Origin of the sequence: Acinetobacter sp. COS3 (genome assembly GCF_000475335.1) — a bacterium.
Classification (GTDB): domain Bacteria; phylum Pseudomonadota; class Gammaproteobacteria; order Pseudomonadales; family Moraxellaceae; genus Acinetobacter; species Acinetobacter venetianus.
On record NZ_AXCD01000004.1, the window covers coordinates 131,769 to 146,906 of the forward strand.

A 15,138-nucleotide genomic window follows, 5' to 3' on the forward strand; every position below is an offset into this window, starting at 1 on the left:
GATCATGGCTCAACCTAAATTTTTATTACAACCACTGACGGTTGCGATTCTTGCTGCCTCAAATACAACAGTTTTATGGGCAAATACCGATGTACAGTCAGAACAACCAGCTCCTGTTGTTTTAGCGCCAATTGTTGTTACAGCGGTACAGCCGAATGATACAAATGGATTGATTATCCATGCTGATCCTAAACAACCGATTCAACCTGTTCCGGCAACGGATGGGGCGGATTATTTACAAAGTATCATGGGTTTTAATGCCATTAAGAATGGTGGAACCAATGGTGATGTGACTTTCCGCGGCATGTTTGGTTCACGGATTAAGATGCTTGTTGATGGTAGTGAAAATCTGGGTGCATGTCCGAATCGTATGGACGCGCCGACTTCTTATATTCAGCCAGAAAGTTTCGATAAAATTACTGTGATTAAAGGGCCACAAACGGTGCAATATGCAACGCCTGGCTCTGCTGCAACGGTAATATTTGAGCGTCAGCCTGAAAACCTGAGTAAAGATCAGGCTTATCGTGGGCAAGCCAGTGTTTTAATCGGTTCGTATGGTCGATTAGATCATAATGTAGAAGCTGCAATTGGTGATGAAACTAAATATGCACGTTTAAATGTGAATCGTTCTGTCGCAGATGACTATAAAGATGGGGATGATCAAAGCATCCACTCAAATTGGGAGCGTTGGAATGCTGATCTTGCCTTGGGTTGGCAACCAACTGAGGATTCGTGGTTGGAACTACGTGCAGGCAAGGGTGATGGTGAAGCTGCTTATGCAGGACGCACTATGGATGGCTCGCAGTTTAAGCGTGAAAGTTTAGGATTACACGCTGAACAGAAAAATATCACAGAGGTGATTAAGAAAATTGAAGCCCAAGTGGACTACAGTTATAACGATCATGTGATGGATAATTATAGTTTACGCACGCCGCCGATGACGACGATGAAGATGCACGGTATGGAGATGACTGTACCGAATAAGATGTCGATGCGCGTTGATCGCCGTACTTTAAATACACGTCTTGCAGTAACAACTGATTGGGATAAATTTAGTGTCGTTTCTGGTGTGGATACACAGCAGAATAAACATGGCGGTGACATGGTGATGTATGCCATGCCATCCATGAACTCGCCGTATGCTGAAGACTTAAAATTCCAATCTTATGGTGCTTTTAGTGAATGGACTTATGCCTTTGATCCAGATCAAAAATTAGTTGCTGGCGCACGTGTTGATCAGGTCAAGATTGATAATCTGGAAAATGGTAAAGACCGTAAAGATACTTTGCCAAGCGGTTTTATCCGTATTGAGAAGAATCTACCTGAGCATGGATTAAAAACTTATGCAGGTTTGGGTTATGTGGAACGTACGCCCGATTTTTGGGAATTGTATAGCACATCAACAGATCGAGGTGTTGGCACAACAGATATGATGGGTGTGACAACTTATCGTATGCTGGATAATTTAGACAACCTCAAGACTGAACGTACGGCACAACTTGACTTTGGTTTTCAAGCTGAACATGGTGCTTGGAATGCATGGGCATCAGCTTATGCTGGTTTGATTAAAGACTTCATCTTAATGGAATATACGCCAAGTAAGAGACAGCCATTGGCTCGTAATGTTGATGCCACAATTGCAGGCGCAGAAGCCGGTGTTGGCTATCAATTTACGGATCGTCTCCAAGCGGATGTTTCAACCATGTATGCTTGGGGTGAAAATACATCCGATGATCGAGCTTTACCACAGATTGCACCTTTGGAAGGGCGATTCAATCTTCGTTATGTCGATGAAAAATATAGTTTAGGTCTATTATGGCGTGCGGTTGCTAAGCAAAGTCGTGTGAGTTTGAATGAAGGTAATGTCGTTGGTTATGACATGAATGAAAGCAAAGCATTCAATACATTGGCGGTGAATGGAACTTATAAACTGACTGATGCTGTAGATGTTTCGGTAGGCATTGATAACGTTTTAGACAAGGCTTACACCGAGCATTTAAATAAAGCAGGTGCGTCGATGTTTGGTTATGCAGCTACTGAGCAGTTTAATAATATTGGGCGTAATTACTGGATGCGTATGAGCATGAAGTTCTAAGTGATGAAAAAACAAGGTGGATGATTCCACCTTGTTTTAATTGCGCTTTTAAGCCAAACAATCTTGTTTTGGCATCAAACTATCGCAATACAAGGGATTAAGAGCACATTGTAAATCATCGATTTGTTCTTGAGTCACATAACCTTTTGCTTTGAGATATTCAGCAACGCGATCATCTCTTAAGCTCAAGAACGCTGCATCATAAACCCCTAAATCCACGAACATTGCAGCAGTTTCTAAACTATTAAAATGATCGAGAAATACATCATTTTCATGCATCAAGAAAATATGCGTCAGTGTGGCTTGAGAATCTACTTTCAAACGTTGAGCCAATTGTTCTGGACGTGTTTTAATAAATAACAGATCAGAAAGTTCATCAAATTGAGTTTTATCTAATTCGCTGTTACCTGATTTGACATGCCCTAGCCATGCTTTAAAGACCAATACAGCACCACCACGTAACAACATACTCCACATTTGATGGCGTGTTTCATGGTCGAGATGTGCTGATTCATTTTCTAAGACTTGAAGAAACTGTTCTTCTTGCTGCGCTAACTTATCAAATAAGCCCAGTCCTTGAGGATGGTAAGCCGCAGGTGCAAAAACATCAAAATTTAATTCGTGGAAAACTTTTAACGCCAATGGAACAGCTGCTTGATACAGTGTGTTGAGTGCGCGAAGGTGAACATCATTAAGTTCACTTTGTCCAAAAACTTTTTGCCAGTCTAATTCTGGTAATAATGCATTAGCACTGTATTGACGATAAAATTGTAGAGCATTCTGTTCTGAAATGGCTGAATTGCTATTCATGATCATTGTCCTTTATGACGGTCTTGTTAGAAACCCAAAAAGGAAAAGCCTAGGTTTCTATCAGTTTGATCAATTTATGAGGGATTCAGAATGCAAGTAGAATACGACTAAAGTTGTAGATAGCGGTTTTTATAATAATAAATAATTTAAAAACAATGTCTTGTATAATTGTAAGTAAGTGTACAAACGTTCACTAATGTAAGTGGTAATTTTTGCCATAGGCAAAGGTCATTTGAGCACTTTGGTCAATTTTATATCAAATAAAGTGCCTTTTTCTGAACAGTTTTGCCTATTTAACAAAATAATTTGCTACTTAAGGCATTGGCATGATTTTTAAGCCTGACAACCATGCACGCAAGCCAGCTGGTTTCAGTGGTTTTCTCAGTAAAATGATATTCTGCTGCTTCAAACGTTGTGGCAACTCAGGATCAGAATCAGCTGTAATTAAGGCCACAGGAATATTGGCAGTTCGATATTGTTCAATAAAATCGAGACCACGTTGTTCATTATTCAAGTGCTGATCAATGAGCCAGACTTGAATATCATTTTCTTGAATCAATTTGAGGGCTTCATCTGGCTCTGTTGCCGTGAAAATTTGGTAGCCCCATTTACTTAGTAGCGTCCGCATACCTTCCAAAATCGTTTCGTCATTATCCAAACACAAGACTTTATATGCCGTATGTTGCAGTGCTATGGTGGTCGGACTAACGGCTTCTATTTGTGGTGCTGTCGTGAGAGGTACTTCAATCATGAAGCATGAACCTTTGCCAAGTTCAGAATAAACATGTACAGGAAAATCTAGCAGACTGGTCATACGCTGCACGATGGCGAGACCCAAACCGAGCCCTTGCTCACCCCAAGGTGATGTATGTCCACAACGTTCAAATTCTTGAAAGAGTTTGACACGTTGCTGTTCATTGATTCCTGGCCCTGTATCCCAGACACCGATTCGAATATGATTCGGACGTTGTGCTGAGCGAAGCACCCCAACGACGACACGTCCCTCAGCGGTATAACGCAATGCATTGCTAACAAAGTTCTGGATAATCCGTCGCATCCATTGAGGATCGGTATCTACCCAAAATTGAGTGTCATGGACTTTAAGTTGTATATCACGTTGAGCTGCAATGGATTTGAATTGAAGTTCCAGATCACTGAGTAGATCATGTAGTGAATAAGGTTGACGCTTCGGTTGAATCGTACCGCCTTCTAAACGTGCAATATCGAGTAGAGCGGAGAGCATGCTTTCTGCACCATATAAAGCACGATCTAATTGCTGTAAAGTTTGTTGATCTTCGGGACTTTCAACACTTTGTTCCAATGCTGTGCTAAACAAGCGAGCAGCATGCATGGGCTGGAGAAGATCGTGACTGGCTGCGGCCAAAAAGCGACTTTTTGATTGATTGGCTTTGTCTGCTTGTTCCAAGGCAAGCTGCTGTTCAGTCAGTGCATCGGCTAACTGGCGTGTACGATCACTCACTCTTTCTTCGAGAATGGCTTCATTTTCACGGAAAGCCGTAATATCAGCAAATGTAGTGACAAAGCCACCGCCTTCAATGGGATTTCCGCGCATTTGAATCACTAGGCCATCTTTACGAATACGTTCGAATTCATGGGCACTTCCTACTTTCATCCAATGGATACGTTTACGCACATGTTCTTCAACAGGGCCGGGGCCACATTCTCCACGTTCTGCGTTATAGCGAATCAAATCAGCAATTGGACAGCCGACATAAACCAAATCCTTTGGATAATCAAAAAGTTTAAGGTATTGATTATTCCACGCGACCAAACACATATTTTTATCGACCACACTCACTCCTTGGGTCATGTGGTCAATCATGGTCATCAATAAATTTTGATTAAAGCGCTGCCATTGAGATGCTTGATCTAGGATGTTGGCGACTTGTCCTAAAGCAAGTCCATTATTGATCAAGGCTGTGGTAAGTAAGGTACGTGCTGAAGCTGCACCGATAATCCCCGCGAGATATTGTTCGGTAAAACGCCACCACATCCCATTCGCCACATGATTTTCGTTGAGTACCACATGGTTCTGCTCACAAAACTGTTGGAATGCTTGGGTGGTTGGTCGGTCACCTGTAATTCGCTTCGCCAACGCCAATAAATCACCTACTTTGAGACGCGCTGCGTTATGGTGTAAATCGGTCAAATCTGTAGAGGTTTTGGCAGAAGGAAGGGGTTTGCTTTCATAATAGAAAAAGCTTTCAGCCTGTATCTGCTCTGCCACACTTGGGCGATAAAGGCGAGAAACCCAAATATAGGATGCGATATTTAATCCAAGTGACCATAAAACTCCATGAGTTAGTGGTGCAAAAGACTCAAAGCCAAGTATGGCTTCAGGGCGTAGACCATTAATATCAAATGGTCCAAATAATAAAATATGCTGAGCCAAGTCTTGATAATGATCAGGTAGGCTGCGCAATACAGTTGGGAATAAGAGTGTATAGCTCCACATCAAAAAGCCAATGATTAAACCTGCATAAACACCCTGACGACTTGCCCCACGCCAATATAAACCACCGATTAACGCAGGTGAAAATTGTGCAACAGCACTAAAGGCCAATAAACCAAATACAGAAAGTTGGTTGATATCATTGAAGAAATGGAAAAATAAGAATCCTAACAGCATCACGCTGACAATACTGATGCGTCGAGTTAGTTTTAGTACTCTTGGTAAATGTTGATCTTGGCGTGAAATGATTTTAAAGCGCCAAAGTGCAGGCATGATCAAGTCATTACTGAGCATGATTGATAAGGCAACCGAGGCCACCAATAGCATTCCTGTAGATGCTGAAAAACCACCTAAAAATGCCAATAAAGCTAACCATTCTTGTTCATAGCTCAGCGGTAGAGCAAGTACTGCAATGTCTGGTGTACCAAGGGATTCAGGTAAAGAATGCAGTGCCCAACTTGCGATTGGGATAATGGCAATAATGGTTAAAATCAAATAAACCGCAAACCAGCGACGTGCACCACGAATATGTTTTTCATCTCTTAATTCCACCACAGCTACATGGAACTGGCGTGGTAAACAAATCATGGCTAATGCGGCTAAAAGCGTTTGAATCCAGAAAGTTTCAGGTACGCCAAGCTCCTGTAAATCATGAAAATGCTGGCTGACATCGGTGCTGACTTGTTTAATATTTTCAGGTGATTGTAATAAGAAAAAACCAGCAACACAGAGCAAAGCAAATAACTTAACAAAGGATTCAAATGCCACAGCAAGCATTAAGCCGCCATGTTGTTCGGTGTGGGCAATATGACGTGTTCCGAAAATCATTGCCAAAATCGCGAGCAGAGCAGTGAGCAGTAATACGCTATTTGTGGTTGTCGTCACATGCGCATTTTGTTCGAGAATGACGGATGCACTGAGAGCAATCGCACGCAACTGCAAAGCAAGATAAGGAATAATGGCGATGACGGCCAAAATTGTGACCAGTGCGGCGAGGCTACCACTTTTGCCGTAACGGGCAGCGACAAAATCTGCAATTGAGGAAATTGCATGATATTGCCGAATACGCCCGAGACGTTTCCAAATATCGTAACCAAACCAAATAAAAAGTAATGGACCGAGATAAATTGGTAGAAAAATCACGCCTTCACGGACTGCTGCGCCTGTTGCGCCGTAAAAAGTCCATGATGAGCAATATACGCCTAAAGTTAAACTGAACAGCAGCATTCGACCGCGCATACTCAAACGACTTGCATGTTTTTCTCCAAAAAATGCACAGCCGAATAGCACCACGATATATATGGCAAGAACCCCAATAATAAGCCAGCTATTCATATTGCCCACGTGATCAAATTCCATTTTTTATCATACCCGATGCACAGGTATTGAGATGAGTAGAGATTTGCATTTAGAGACCAAAGTCTAAGTTACGAGTCAAGCTAATTCTTGTTAATTTGGATAATGAAAAATCCCATTTGAAAAAGGGGTCCATGGTTGGACACAAAAATAAGGAGTTGGTTATGGATGATTCACAGGTAGATCGAATTCTACATAATCCAAAGTTTCAAGAGATGGTTAGCAAGAAGCGTACATTAAGTTGGACATTAACAGCAATTATGTTGGTTATCTACGTCGGCTTCATGCTTTTGGTTGGCTATAACAAAGAGTTTTTAGCAAGTTCATTTAGCGGTGGTGTGACAACATGGGGTATGCCTCTTGGTTTAGGTATTATCGTGTTGTCTTTCGTGTTGTGTGGTGTGTATTCATATATCGCTAACAATAAACTCGATCAGCTAAATGAAGATGCCCTCAAGGAAGTTGAGGCGATCACACATGAAAAAGGGATGCACTGAGATGAAAGGGACATCATTTAAAGCGACATTACTCGCGCTCGTAGGCCTACTCAGTTCTAGTCTTGCTTTTGCTGGCCCAGATTTAGGTGCAGCAGAACAGCAAGCAACCAACTGGCATGCGATTATCATGTTTACGATCTTTGTCGGTTTCACATTGTTCATTACCAAATGGGCAGCGAAACAAACGCAATCGACTCAAGATTTCTATACTGCTGGTGGTGGTATCAGTGGTTTCCAAAATGGTTTGGCGATTGCGGGTGACTATATGTCAGCGGCATCCTTCCTCGGTATTTCTGCATTGGTGTTTAGCTCAGGCTTTGATGGCTTGCTCTATTCACTTGGTTTCATGGTGGGTTGGCCGATCGTTCTATTCTTAGTCGCAGAACGTTTACGTAACCTAGGTAAATACAACCTTTCAGACGTTGTGTCTTTCCGCTTAGAGGAAAAACCTGTTCGTACACTTGCTGCATTAAGTTCATTAGTGGTTGTTGCATTCTATTTGATCGCTCAAATGGTAGGTGCAGGTCAGCTAATCAAACTATTGTTTGGTTTGAACTATAACATCGCTGTCGTAATCGTGGGCTTACTCATGATGGCTTACGTGATGTTCGGTGGTATGTTAGCGACAACTTGGGTGCAAATTATTAAAGCTGTGCTATTACTCAGTGGCGCAACTTTCATGGCATTCATGGTGATGAAAGCAGTTGGCTTTAGCTTTACCAATATGTTCAACCAAGCCATTGGTGCTTATGGTCAAGCGCATAGCTTAAGCTGGGAAGAGGCGGCTCATATCATGGGGCCGGGTAAATTGGCAGCCAATCCAATTGATGCATTATCGCTTGGTCTTGCATTGATGTTCGGTACAGCAGGTTTACCACATATCTTAATGCGTTTCTTTACAGTTAAAGATGCAAAAGAAGCACGTAAATCAGTTGTTGTAGCAACAGGTTTCATTGGTTACTTCTATCTTTTAACGTTCATTATCGGTTTTGGTGCGATCTTATTTGTTGCAAACAACCCTCAATTCCTTGATGTAGCAAAAGCTGCTATGACTGGTAAGTTAGAGTTGGTGGGTGGTAACAACATGGCTGCGGTTCACTTAAGTGATGCTGTTGGTGGCGACCTGTTCATGGGCTTCATTTCAGCAGTTGCTTTCGCGACGATCCTTGCCGTTGTTGCTGGTTTAACACTTTCAGGTGCTTCTGCGATTTCACATGACCTTTATGCAAACGTATTCAAGAAAGGGAAAACGACCCCTGAATCTGAATTACGCATGTCTAAAATTGCAACTTTAGGTTTGGCGATTTTTGCAATGATCCTCGGGATCTTGTTTGAAAAGCAAAACGTTGCGTTCATGGTTGGTTTAGCATTCTCAGTGGCTTGTTGTGCAAACTTCCCAGTTCTTGTGTTATCAATGTTCTGGAAAGGTTTAACGACTCGCGGTGCAGTGATTGGTGGTGTGGTTGGTTTGCTTGGTGCAGTGATCTTAATTATCCTCTCTAAAGCAGTTTGGGTAGATACTCTAGCAATTTCTGAATCTGCGCCTAACCCATTCAATGGTCCAGCATTATTTGCAATGCCATTATCGTTCTTCTGCTGTTGGTTCTTCTCTGTAACTGATAAATCAGCACGTGCAGAAAAAGAACGTAAAGCATTTGACGCTCAGTTCGTGCGTTCAATGACAGGTATCGGCGCTTCTGGTGCATCTGACCACTAATGATCTTGAGCTAAAAGAAAGCCCTTATCTTTTGATAAGGGCTTTCTTTATTGGCAGTACATAAAGAGGATTGCCGTATAGAGTGAGGGTAAAATAAGTTTTGAGTTGGTTTTTATTGTTTAGATTGCATTATAATTTTGAAAAATTTAAGAAACTTCTACCGTTGTTTTGTTTGTTGTCAAATTTATATGAAATAGGCTTATGTATTTAATAAAGAATATTTTAATTTTCTTAATTCTTGTATTTTCAACCATGGCATGTAGCGAAAGCTCAGATCTTCCTAAAACTCAACTTGCTCAAATAGACGCAATGTTAGATGAAGATTTTGTGAAAAAAGATATCAATGTTGCTTATGCAAAATATTCAGAAGAAGCCAAACAAGGGAACCCAAATGCTCAACTTAGCCTTGGGATGATCTATAAACGTGGTTCATATGGCCCTGAAAGAGATTTTACCAAAGCTGTAGATTGGTTTCGCAAGTCTGCCCAATCTGGCAATCCTTATGCTCAATACAATCTTGGTTTAGCTTACTTGTTTGGACAAGGAGTTGATGAAAATTTTGAAGAATCATATGCATGGTTTATGAAAGCTGCGATGCAGGGGCATGCAAATTCACAATATGAAATTGCATCAATGTATCGTGCTGGTGAAGGAGTAGCCAAAAATGAGACTAAGGCCATGGAATGGATGACAAAGGCTGCTGATCAGGAAATGGCTATTGCAGCATATGAACTTGGAGAAATGTATGAAGATGGTTCTGCTGGAGCCGTAAATATTAAGTTGGCAAAAAAATGGTATAAAAAGGCTGCTGACTATGGATTATCATGGGGTGCAGATAAGCTCGTGGAATTGCAATAGATGGGAAGAAATGCAAAGCTTCCGATGGGATATCATTGGCATTTAAAAGAAAAAGGGTTGAGGCATAATTCAGAGAGCTACTAGAAGCTCATATCTCAACAGCACGATAAAGGTATTGATATAGTGAATAAACAGTGTTGATGGATCTGATTATTCATCGGTATATAAAGATAAAGCCCTCAGTTCATGAGGGCTTTTTTATGCTTTATTGATGCATACTGGCAAGTTGTTGACCTTGATTGCGATACAAAGACAATCCCATTTTCTGTAAATTGCGACCTTTCTCTTCAAGGAAATGATTTAATTTCGGAAGATATTTGGCACCGCTATATAAAGTTAAATTTCGACAAATCAGATAATAGGCAAACCATGACGCTGATTGTGGTGCCAAGCCTAAGTTTTTCATTTTCTTACGACCTATAAAAAACTGGGTAATTTCTAAATGCTGTCGATAAGCCAGTTGCTGCTGAAAGCCTCTTAAATAACGATATTTACGTTCAAAAGGCTCTTTCGATAAGCTAGAACCCAATGAAATACTGCTTTCATCCGACTTAGGATGGGCAAATTGCATCCAATAAATCAGCTTCCAGCCTTCAGACTCTTTATCGACGAGCCATTTTTCTTCAACGCCCATCAGCCAACCTGCATATTTCCAAAAGTGTAAGAAACTTTCGACTTCTTGTTGTGTCGGAAAAATACCTAGCGCACGAATACCAAGTAACACGACTCCACTAAATGCAATATTGGTCATGGCTTGATCATATTGATTGATCGGCAAACCCCAAGTCTCAGCATCCCATTTCTCAGATTTTTTAAGTTGATGGCGGACTAGAGAATGAATAAAGCGAACAAAAATAGTTGAGGTAAAACCTTTACTAAAACGTTCGAAGCCATCTGGTTCAGTAATATCAACCCACCATTTGGTTGTTTCGGCGAGACGTGTTCCAGCTTGCTTTTTTAAGGCACCTGTCAATACCAAAGGTTGATTAAAACCTGGGTACATGTAGCCCGTCATGAGTGATAAGTCTCGAAGGATAAAACCATTATTTGCACCTAAGCGATAAGTAAATTTAATGGCCTCATCGATTTTACTTTGCTCATACCAGTGTGGTTTTGCTTCAATCATCCTGAAAAACCGAGCAAGCTCTGGAATCTCATGTGGAAGTTTATCAATACCTTCATAAAGAGCTATTTCAAAATATTTACGGTGCTCTCGAGGATTCTGCATAACCCATTGCATGACTTGATCCATGAGTTCATCACCACTTTGTAAAGCATTATTCAATGCTAAATATTCGTCATAGCTGGGCTGCACATCTTGATCAATCATATAGCGCAAGATCTTGGTTTTGAGATTGGATTGAATCATTTCTTCAAATGAAGCTAAACGTGTCGGTTTGTTGATGCTTTGCATTGCATAACACCTTTGCTTGTTATTTAATCAAAGCTTAATATGAATAATTATTCGCATTCAATTCGCATTTATTTTGAGGTTGGAAATGAGAAAAAGACCGCAACAACAGCGTGCAAAAATGATTGTAGAAAGTATTTTAGAGGGAACACAAAAATGTATTTCTGAAAATGGGGTATTACAACTGACTACACCAAAAATATCTGAAAAATCAGGTGTTAGTGTGGGTTCTATTTACCAATATTTCGAAAATAAAGAGCAAATTGTTGCTGAACTATTACTAAGAAAAAGTGAAGATTTGGGGCAGGCACTTAAACAGTTGGTCATGCTACAACAACATGCAACTATTCAAGACATTATCACATTGAGTATTGCATTTGGCTTTGAATCGTTAAAGTCAGATCATGGTTTCTTTATCGAAATCTTGAAGAATTGGCATGCTTATAGTGATTCTGAGGCGGCCCAAGTTTTAGAAAGACATTTTTTAGAAATAGGCATGTATTTATTTGGTCGCTATTATCCGCAATGGGACTTTGAAACACTAAAACATAAATCTTTTGTGATCATTAATAGTACTTTATTTACTATGATGCGTTATGCCAGTAAAAATACTTTTTTGATCGAAGAGCAACGATTACAACAAGAACTTTCCACGATGATTGTGACATTTTTAGATGCAACATAATTGAGTAGATCAGAAACAGATGTGATGCGCCGTGATAAATAAAGGACAATAACATGCAAACTTTACGACAATTTTGGAATGCTTTTCGTTTGCTACCATCCGCTTGGCTGCTCATGGTTCAATTGGCCTTACTCATTTTTAGCACCGTGACGTATGACGATAATCAATATAAAGCGTTGACGTGGTCATTAGGTGTTTTAGCCTTATTAATTATTGCAAAAGTTATTCGCCAGTCGCCAGTTTTTACTTTTTGGGGACTGTTTTTTGTGAGTGGGGCATTTGTATTTTCGATTCTTATTTTTATTGGTTTTGATAGTCAAATTGTTCAAATTACAGCACATAGTTTTGAAGCACTCGCTTATTTCTATGCGGCTTATGGGTTGATTCGTTATATGTTTGCAGATCGTTATCTGACAAAGGATGAGTTGTTTGCTGCTGGTGCGGTCTTTACTTTGATCGCATGGGCATTTGCCTTTCTTTATAGTATTTGCCAGATTGTCATTCCCAATAGTTTTCAAAATCCAAATCAGCCACAAGAACTACAACGATGGTTAGATTTATTATTTCTCAGCTTTAGTTTGCAGTCAGCGACAGGACTTTCTGATGTCATGCCGATTAGTCCCGCTGCACGCGGAATTACCATGCTGCAAATGTTTGGTGGGGTAATGTACTTCGCTGTTATTGTTTCAAGATTAATTGCCTTGCAATACATTCCGCATGTTTTGAATAGGTCGACAAAAGAGAAAGATTAGCTTTTGTTACAGCATTACAACTGCTTTATTTTTCACATTTTTTATACTATTGATCGAGTTTTGCGTGTTCTGAGCTCGCTTTTATTCACATTGTGAATGCCTTATTTGACTTTAAAGTCTGTCGATTATCATTACAAAAACATGGGGGAATCATGCCTTCCAAAACAATATCCTCGTTGTCGAATGTCAACAGGAACGTATTCTTTAGTACGGTACTGATTATTGCAATGTTCTTGGTCTTTGCAATTGTCGCACCTCATCTATTTGAAACATTAACCTCTCAAGCTAAACAGTGGATTACGGATTCTTTTAGTTGGTTCTATATTCTCTGTGTTGCTATTTTCCTTGTGCTTCTCGTCTACATCGCCTGTTCTTCCAGCGGAAATATTAAGTTAGGTCCTGATCATAGTCAGCCTGAGTACGGGAATGGTTCGTGGTTCGCAATGTTATTTACAGCGGGTATGGGCGTCGGTCTGATGTTCTTTGGTGTGGCAGAGCCTGTCATGCATTATGTAACCCCACCGAATAGCGACCCTGAAACCGTAGCCGCAGCCAAAGAAGCTTTACGTATTACGCTCTTTCACTGGGGCGTACATGCTTGGGCTGTATATGCGTTGGTTGGTTTATCACTTGCTTATTTTGCCTATCGTCATAACTTACCTTTGAAAACGCGTTCTGCGTTATATCCAATTATTGGTAAACGTATTTATGGTCGATGGGGTGATGCAATTGATACCTTTGCGACCGTAGGTACCATCTTTGGTGTTGCGACCTCACTCGGCTTCGGTGTTCTGCAAGTCAATGCTGGATTAAATTACTTATTCGGTATTGAGCAAAGTGTTCCTACTCAAATTGGATTGATTATTTTTGTCAGTATTTTGGCTGGACTCTCTGTTTTCGCAGGTCTTGATAAGGGCGTAAAACGCTTATCAGAACTGAATCTAATTCTTGCTGTGCTTTTAGTCGTTTTTGTTTTCTTGGCAGGTCCAACGATTCATCTATTACGAACAACAGTCGAGAATACAGGGCAATATCTATCTAATCTTTTTGTGATGACGTTCAATTTGCAAGCCTACGATTCAACAGGTTGGATTGGTGGTTGGACAGTATTCTACTGGTCGTGGTGGATTGCATGGTCTCCATTTGTTGGGATGTTCATTGCTAGAGTTTCTCGTGGCCGAACAGTTCGAGAATTCATTCTCGGTGTCATTTTGATACCAACAGGCTTCACGATTGTATGGATGGGATTCTGGGGGAATGCTGCACTATTTAGCATTATGCAAGAAAATAATATTGCTTTAATGGAAATGGTGCAGAAAGATTCGTCAGTAGCACTTTTTGAGTTTTTAAATCATTTACCATTCTCAGGTCTCATGAGTATGGTAGCTGCAATTCTAGTGCTTTTATTCTTTGTGACTTCTGCTGATTCTGGTGCTTTGGTTGTTAATTATTTAACTGCTAACACTGAAGATACGCCTGCATGGCAACGTGTATTTTGGGTAGTTTTAATTGCTGCATTGACTGTGTGCTTATTATTAGTCGGTGGTTTGGCAACTTTACAAGCGTCTATGTTGGTTAGTGCGCTGCCTTTTGCCTTAATTATGATGTTGATGGGGTGGGGGCTATTAAAAGCCTTAAATCTGGATGCAACTAAAGCCAGAATGTTGAATGAGGCCCGCACTACGCCTAGAGCGATCAATAATCCAAGAAGTTGGCAGCAGCGTTTAGGATTGATCATGCACTATCCTCATACTGAAGAGGAAGTGAAGGTTTATATTGATACTCAAGTCAGAAAGGCTTTTGAAAGTATCCAACGGGAGTTCAAGCGCCGTCATCTTGAAGTGGATATTCAAAATACTGAACAAGGTTTGCAGCTACGTGTTGACCATCACCATGAGATTAACTTTATCTATACGGTATATGCACATGAAACAGTGCCACCAAGTTTTATGTTAGGACAAGGCGATGCGGATGAGGCTCAATATTATCAAGCAGAAGTTTTCTTAAGAGAAGGTGGACAAAACTATGATGTGATGGATTGGACACAAGAAGATTTGATTCAAGACATTATTGATCAGTATGAACGTCATCTTTATTTCTTAAATATTGTAAGAGGCACGGCTTCTTAACAGAAGATTCTAATTGAAATATTGAAAACAACGGTTTTGGGCTTCTCAAAACCGTTGTTTTTATTTAGGTGGTTAGCTTTTGAACATATGGAGAATGCCTGAAATATTTTTTAGCCCAATGATTTGTTCAAAATAAGAACTAAAAATAAGGATAAAGCAGTTTTATTGTTGATAATAAAAACATATTTTAAATAAAATTCAATAATTACAATGATTTATATGGATTTATGTTGCTTTTAAGATGACTGGTAAATTTTAAACCATATAAATCAGTGAATTAGAGTCACTTGAGTTTAAAAATGAAACAACCGAATCTTTTAATTTTTAAAAGTGCTTGCAAGCGTTGAGGAATACT

10 protein-coding genes are annotated in these 15,138 nt (G+C 40.2%); 7 read left to right on the plus strand and 3 right to left on the minus strand.

The genetic code is table 11. From position 1 onward, the window contains the following. Positions 1 to 4: 4 nt before the first annotated feature. Positions 5 to 2,095 (plus strand): TonB-dependent copper receptor, encoded by a 2,091-nt coding sequence (locus IO68_RS19630; RefSeq protein WP_023012643.1) that lies wholly within the window; start codon positions 5 to 7, stop codon positions 2,093 to 2,095. A gap of 48 nt (positions 2,096 to 2,143) precedes the next feature. On the opposite strand, the gene IO68_RS19635 is transcribed toward IO68_RS19630, so the two are convergent. Together IO68_RS19635 and IO68_RS19640 are read right to left on the minus strand one after the other, a co-directional pair. Then, positions 2,144 to 2,905, minus strand: coding sequence for a hypothetical protein (locus IO68_RS19635; protein WP_019385259.1), 762 nt, complete (start codon positions 2,903 to 2,905; stop codon positions 2,144 to 2,146). 313 nt (positions 2,906 to 3,218) lie between these two features. Beyond that, positions 3,219 to 6,713, minus strand: a complete 3,495-nt coding sequence (locus IO68_RS19640) for a PAS domain-containing hybrid sensor histidine kinase/response regulator (protein ID WP_161626770.1) — start codon at positions 6,711 to 6,713, stop codon at positions 3,219 to 3,221. 185 nt (positions 6,714 to 6,898) lie between these two features. On the opposite strand from IO68_RS19640, the gene IO68_RS19645 reads away from it, so the two are divergent. From IO68_RS19645 to IO68_RS19655, 3 genes are all read left to right on the plus strand, one after another. Further along, a complete protein-coding gene (locus IO68_RS19645; protein WP_004881955.1) occupies positions 6,899 to 7,231 on the plus strand; it encodes a DUF485 domain-containing protein in 333 nt (110 codons plus the stop codon). A gap of 1 nt (position 7,232) precedes the next feature. Continuing rightward, the gene (locus IO68_RS19650) at positions 7,233 to 8,948 is read left to right on the plus strand and encodes a cation acetate symporter (protein WP_007478632.1); all 1,716 of its coding nucleotides are present in this window, start codon (positions 7,233 to 7,235) and stop codon (positions 8,946 to 8,948) included. A 201-nt stretch (positions 8,949 to 9,149) separates the two neighbouring features. Then, positions 9,150 to 9,806 carry a tetratricopeptide repeat protein gene (locus IO68_RS19655; protein ID WP_023012645.1) on the plus strand — a complete coding sequence of 219 codons (657 nt, stop codon included), beginning with the start codon at positions 9,150 to 9,152 and terminating at the stop codon, positions 9,804 to 9,806. 205 nt (positions 9,807 to 10,011) lie between these two features. Here the strand turns inward: IO68_RS19655 and IO68_RS19660 are convergent, their stop codons facing one another. Then, positions 10,012 to 11,220 carry an oxygenase MpaB family protein gene (locus IO68_RS19660; RefSeq protein WP_023012646.1) on the minus strand — a complete coding sequence of 403 codons (1,209 nt, stop codon included), beginning with the start codon at positions 11,218 to 11,220 and terminating at the stop codon, positions 10,012 to 10,014. 85 nt (positions 11,221 to 11,305) lie between these two features. On the opposite strand from IO68_RS19660, the gene IO68_RS19665 reads away from it, so the two are divergent. The 3 genes from IO68_RS19665 (at position 11,306) to IO68_RS19675 (ending at position 14,783) form a co-directional block, all read left to right on the plus strand. Next, the gene (locus tag IO68_RS19665) at positions 11,306 to 11,902 is read left to right on the plus strand and encodes a TetR/AcrR family transcriptional regulator (RefSeq protein WP_004881948.1); all 597 of its coding nucleotides are present in this window, start codon (positions 11,306 to 11,308) and stop codon (positions 11,900 to 11,902) included. Between the two features lie 53 nt (positions 11,903 to 11,955). Then, positions 11,956 to 12,654 (plus strand): ion channel, encoded by a 699-nt coding sequence (locus IO68_RS19670; RefSeq protein ID WP_023012647.1) that lies wholly within the window; start codon positions 11,956 to 11,958, stop codon positions 12,652 to 12,654. 152 nt (positions 12,655 to 12,806) lie between these two features. Next, the gene (locus tag IO68_RS19675) at positions 12,807 to 14,783 is read left to right on the plus strand and encodes a BCCT family transporter (RefSeq protein WP_029424896.1); all 1,977 of its coding nucleotides are present in this window, start codon (positions 12,807 to 12,809) and stop codon (positions 14,781 to 14,783) included. The last annotated feature ends 355 nt before the right edge of the window (positions 14,784 to 15,138 follow it).

Excerpts from the sequence above, each read along its gene's own strand:
- IO68_RS19630 (WP_023012643.1), top strand. The coding sequence starts at position 5 with ATGGCTCAACCTAAATTTTTATTACAACCACTGACGGTTGCGATTCTT.
- IO68_RS19635 (WP_019385259.1), bottom strand. The coding sequence starts at position 2,905 with ATGAATAGCAATTCAGCCATTTCAGAACAGAATGCTCTACAATTTTAT.
- IO68_RS19640 (WP_161626770.1), bottom strand. The coding sequence starts at position 6,713 with ATGAATAGCTGGCTTATTATTGGGGTTCTTGCCATATATATCGTGGTG.
- IO68_RS19645 (WP_004881955.1), top strand. The coding sequence starts at position 6,899 with ATGGATGATTCACAGGTAGATCGAATTCTACATAATCCAAAGTTTCAA.
- IO68_RS19650 (WP_007478632.1), top strand. The coding sequence starts at position 7,233 with ATGAAAGGGACATCATTTAAAGCGACATTACTCGCGCTCGTAGGCCTA.
- IO68_RS19655 (WP_023012645.1), top strand. The coding sequence starts at position 9,150 with ATGTATTTAATAAAGAATATTTTAATTTTCTTAATTCTTGTATTTTCA.
- IO68_RS19660 (WP_023012646.1), bottom strand. The coding sequence starts at position 11,220 with ATGCAAAGCATCAACAAACCGACACGTTTAGCTTCATTTGAAGAAATG.
- IO68_RS19665 (WP_004881948.1), top strand. The coding sequence starts at position 11,306 with ATGAGAAAAAGACCGCAACAACAGCGTGCAAAAATGATTGTAGAAAGT.
- IO68_RS19670 (WP_023012647.1), top strand. The coding sequence starts at position 11,956 with ATGCAAACTTTACGACAATTTTGGAATGCTTTTCGTTTGCTACCATCC.
- IO68_RS19675 (WP_029424896.1), top strand. The coding sequence starts at position 12,807 with ATGCCTTCCAAAACAATATCCTCGTTGTCGAATGTCAACAGGAACGTA.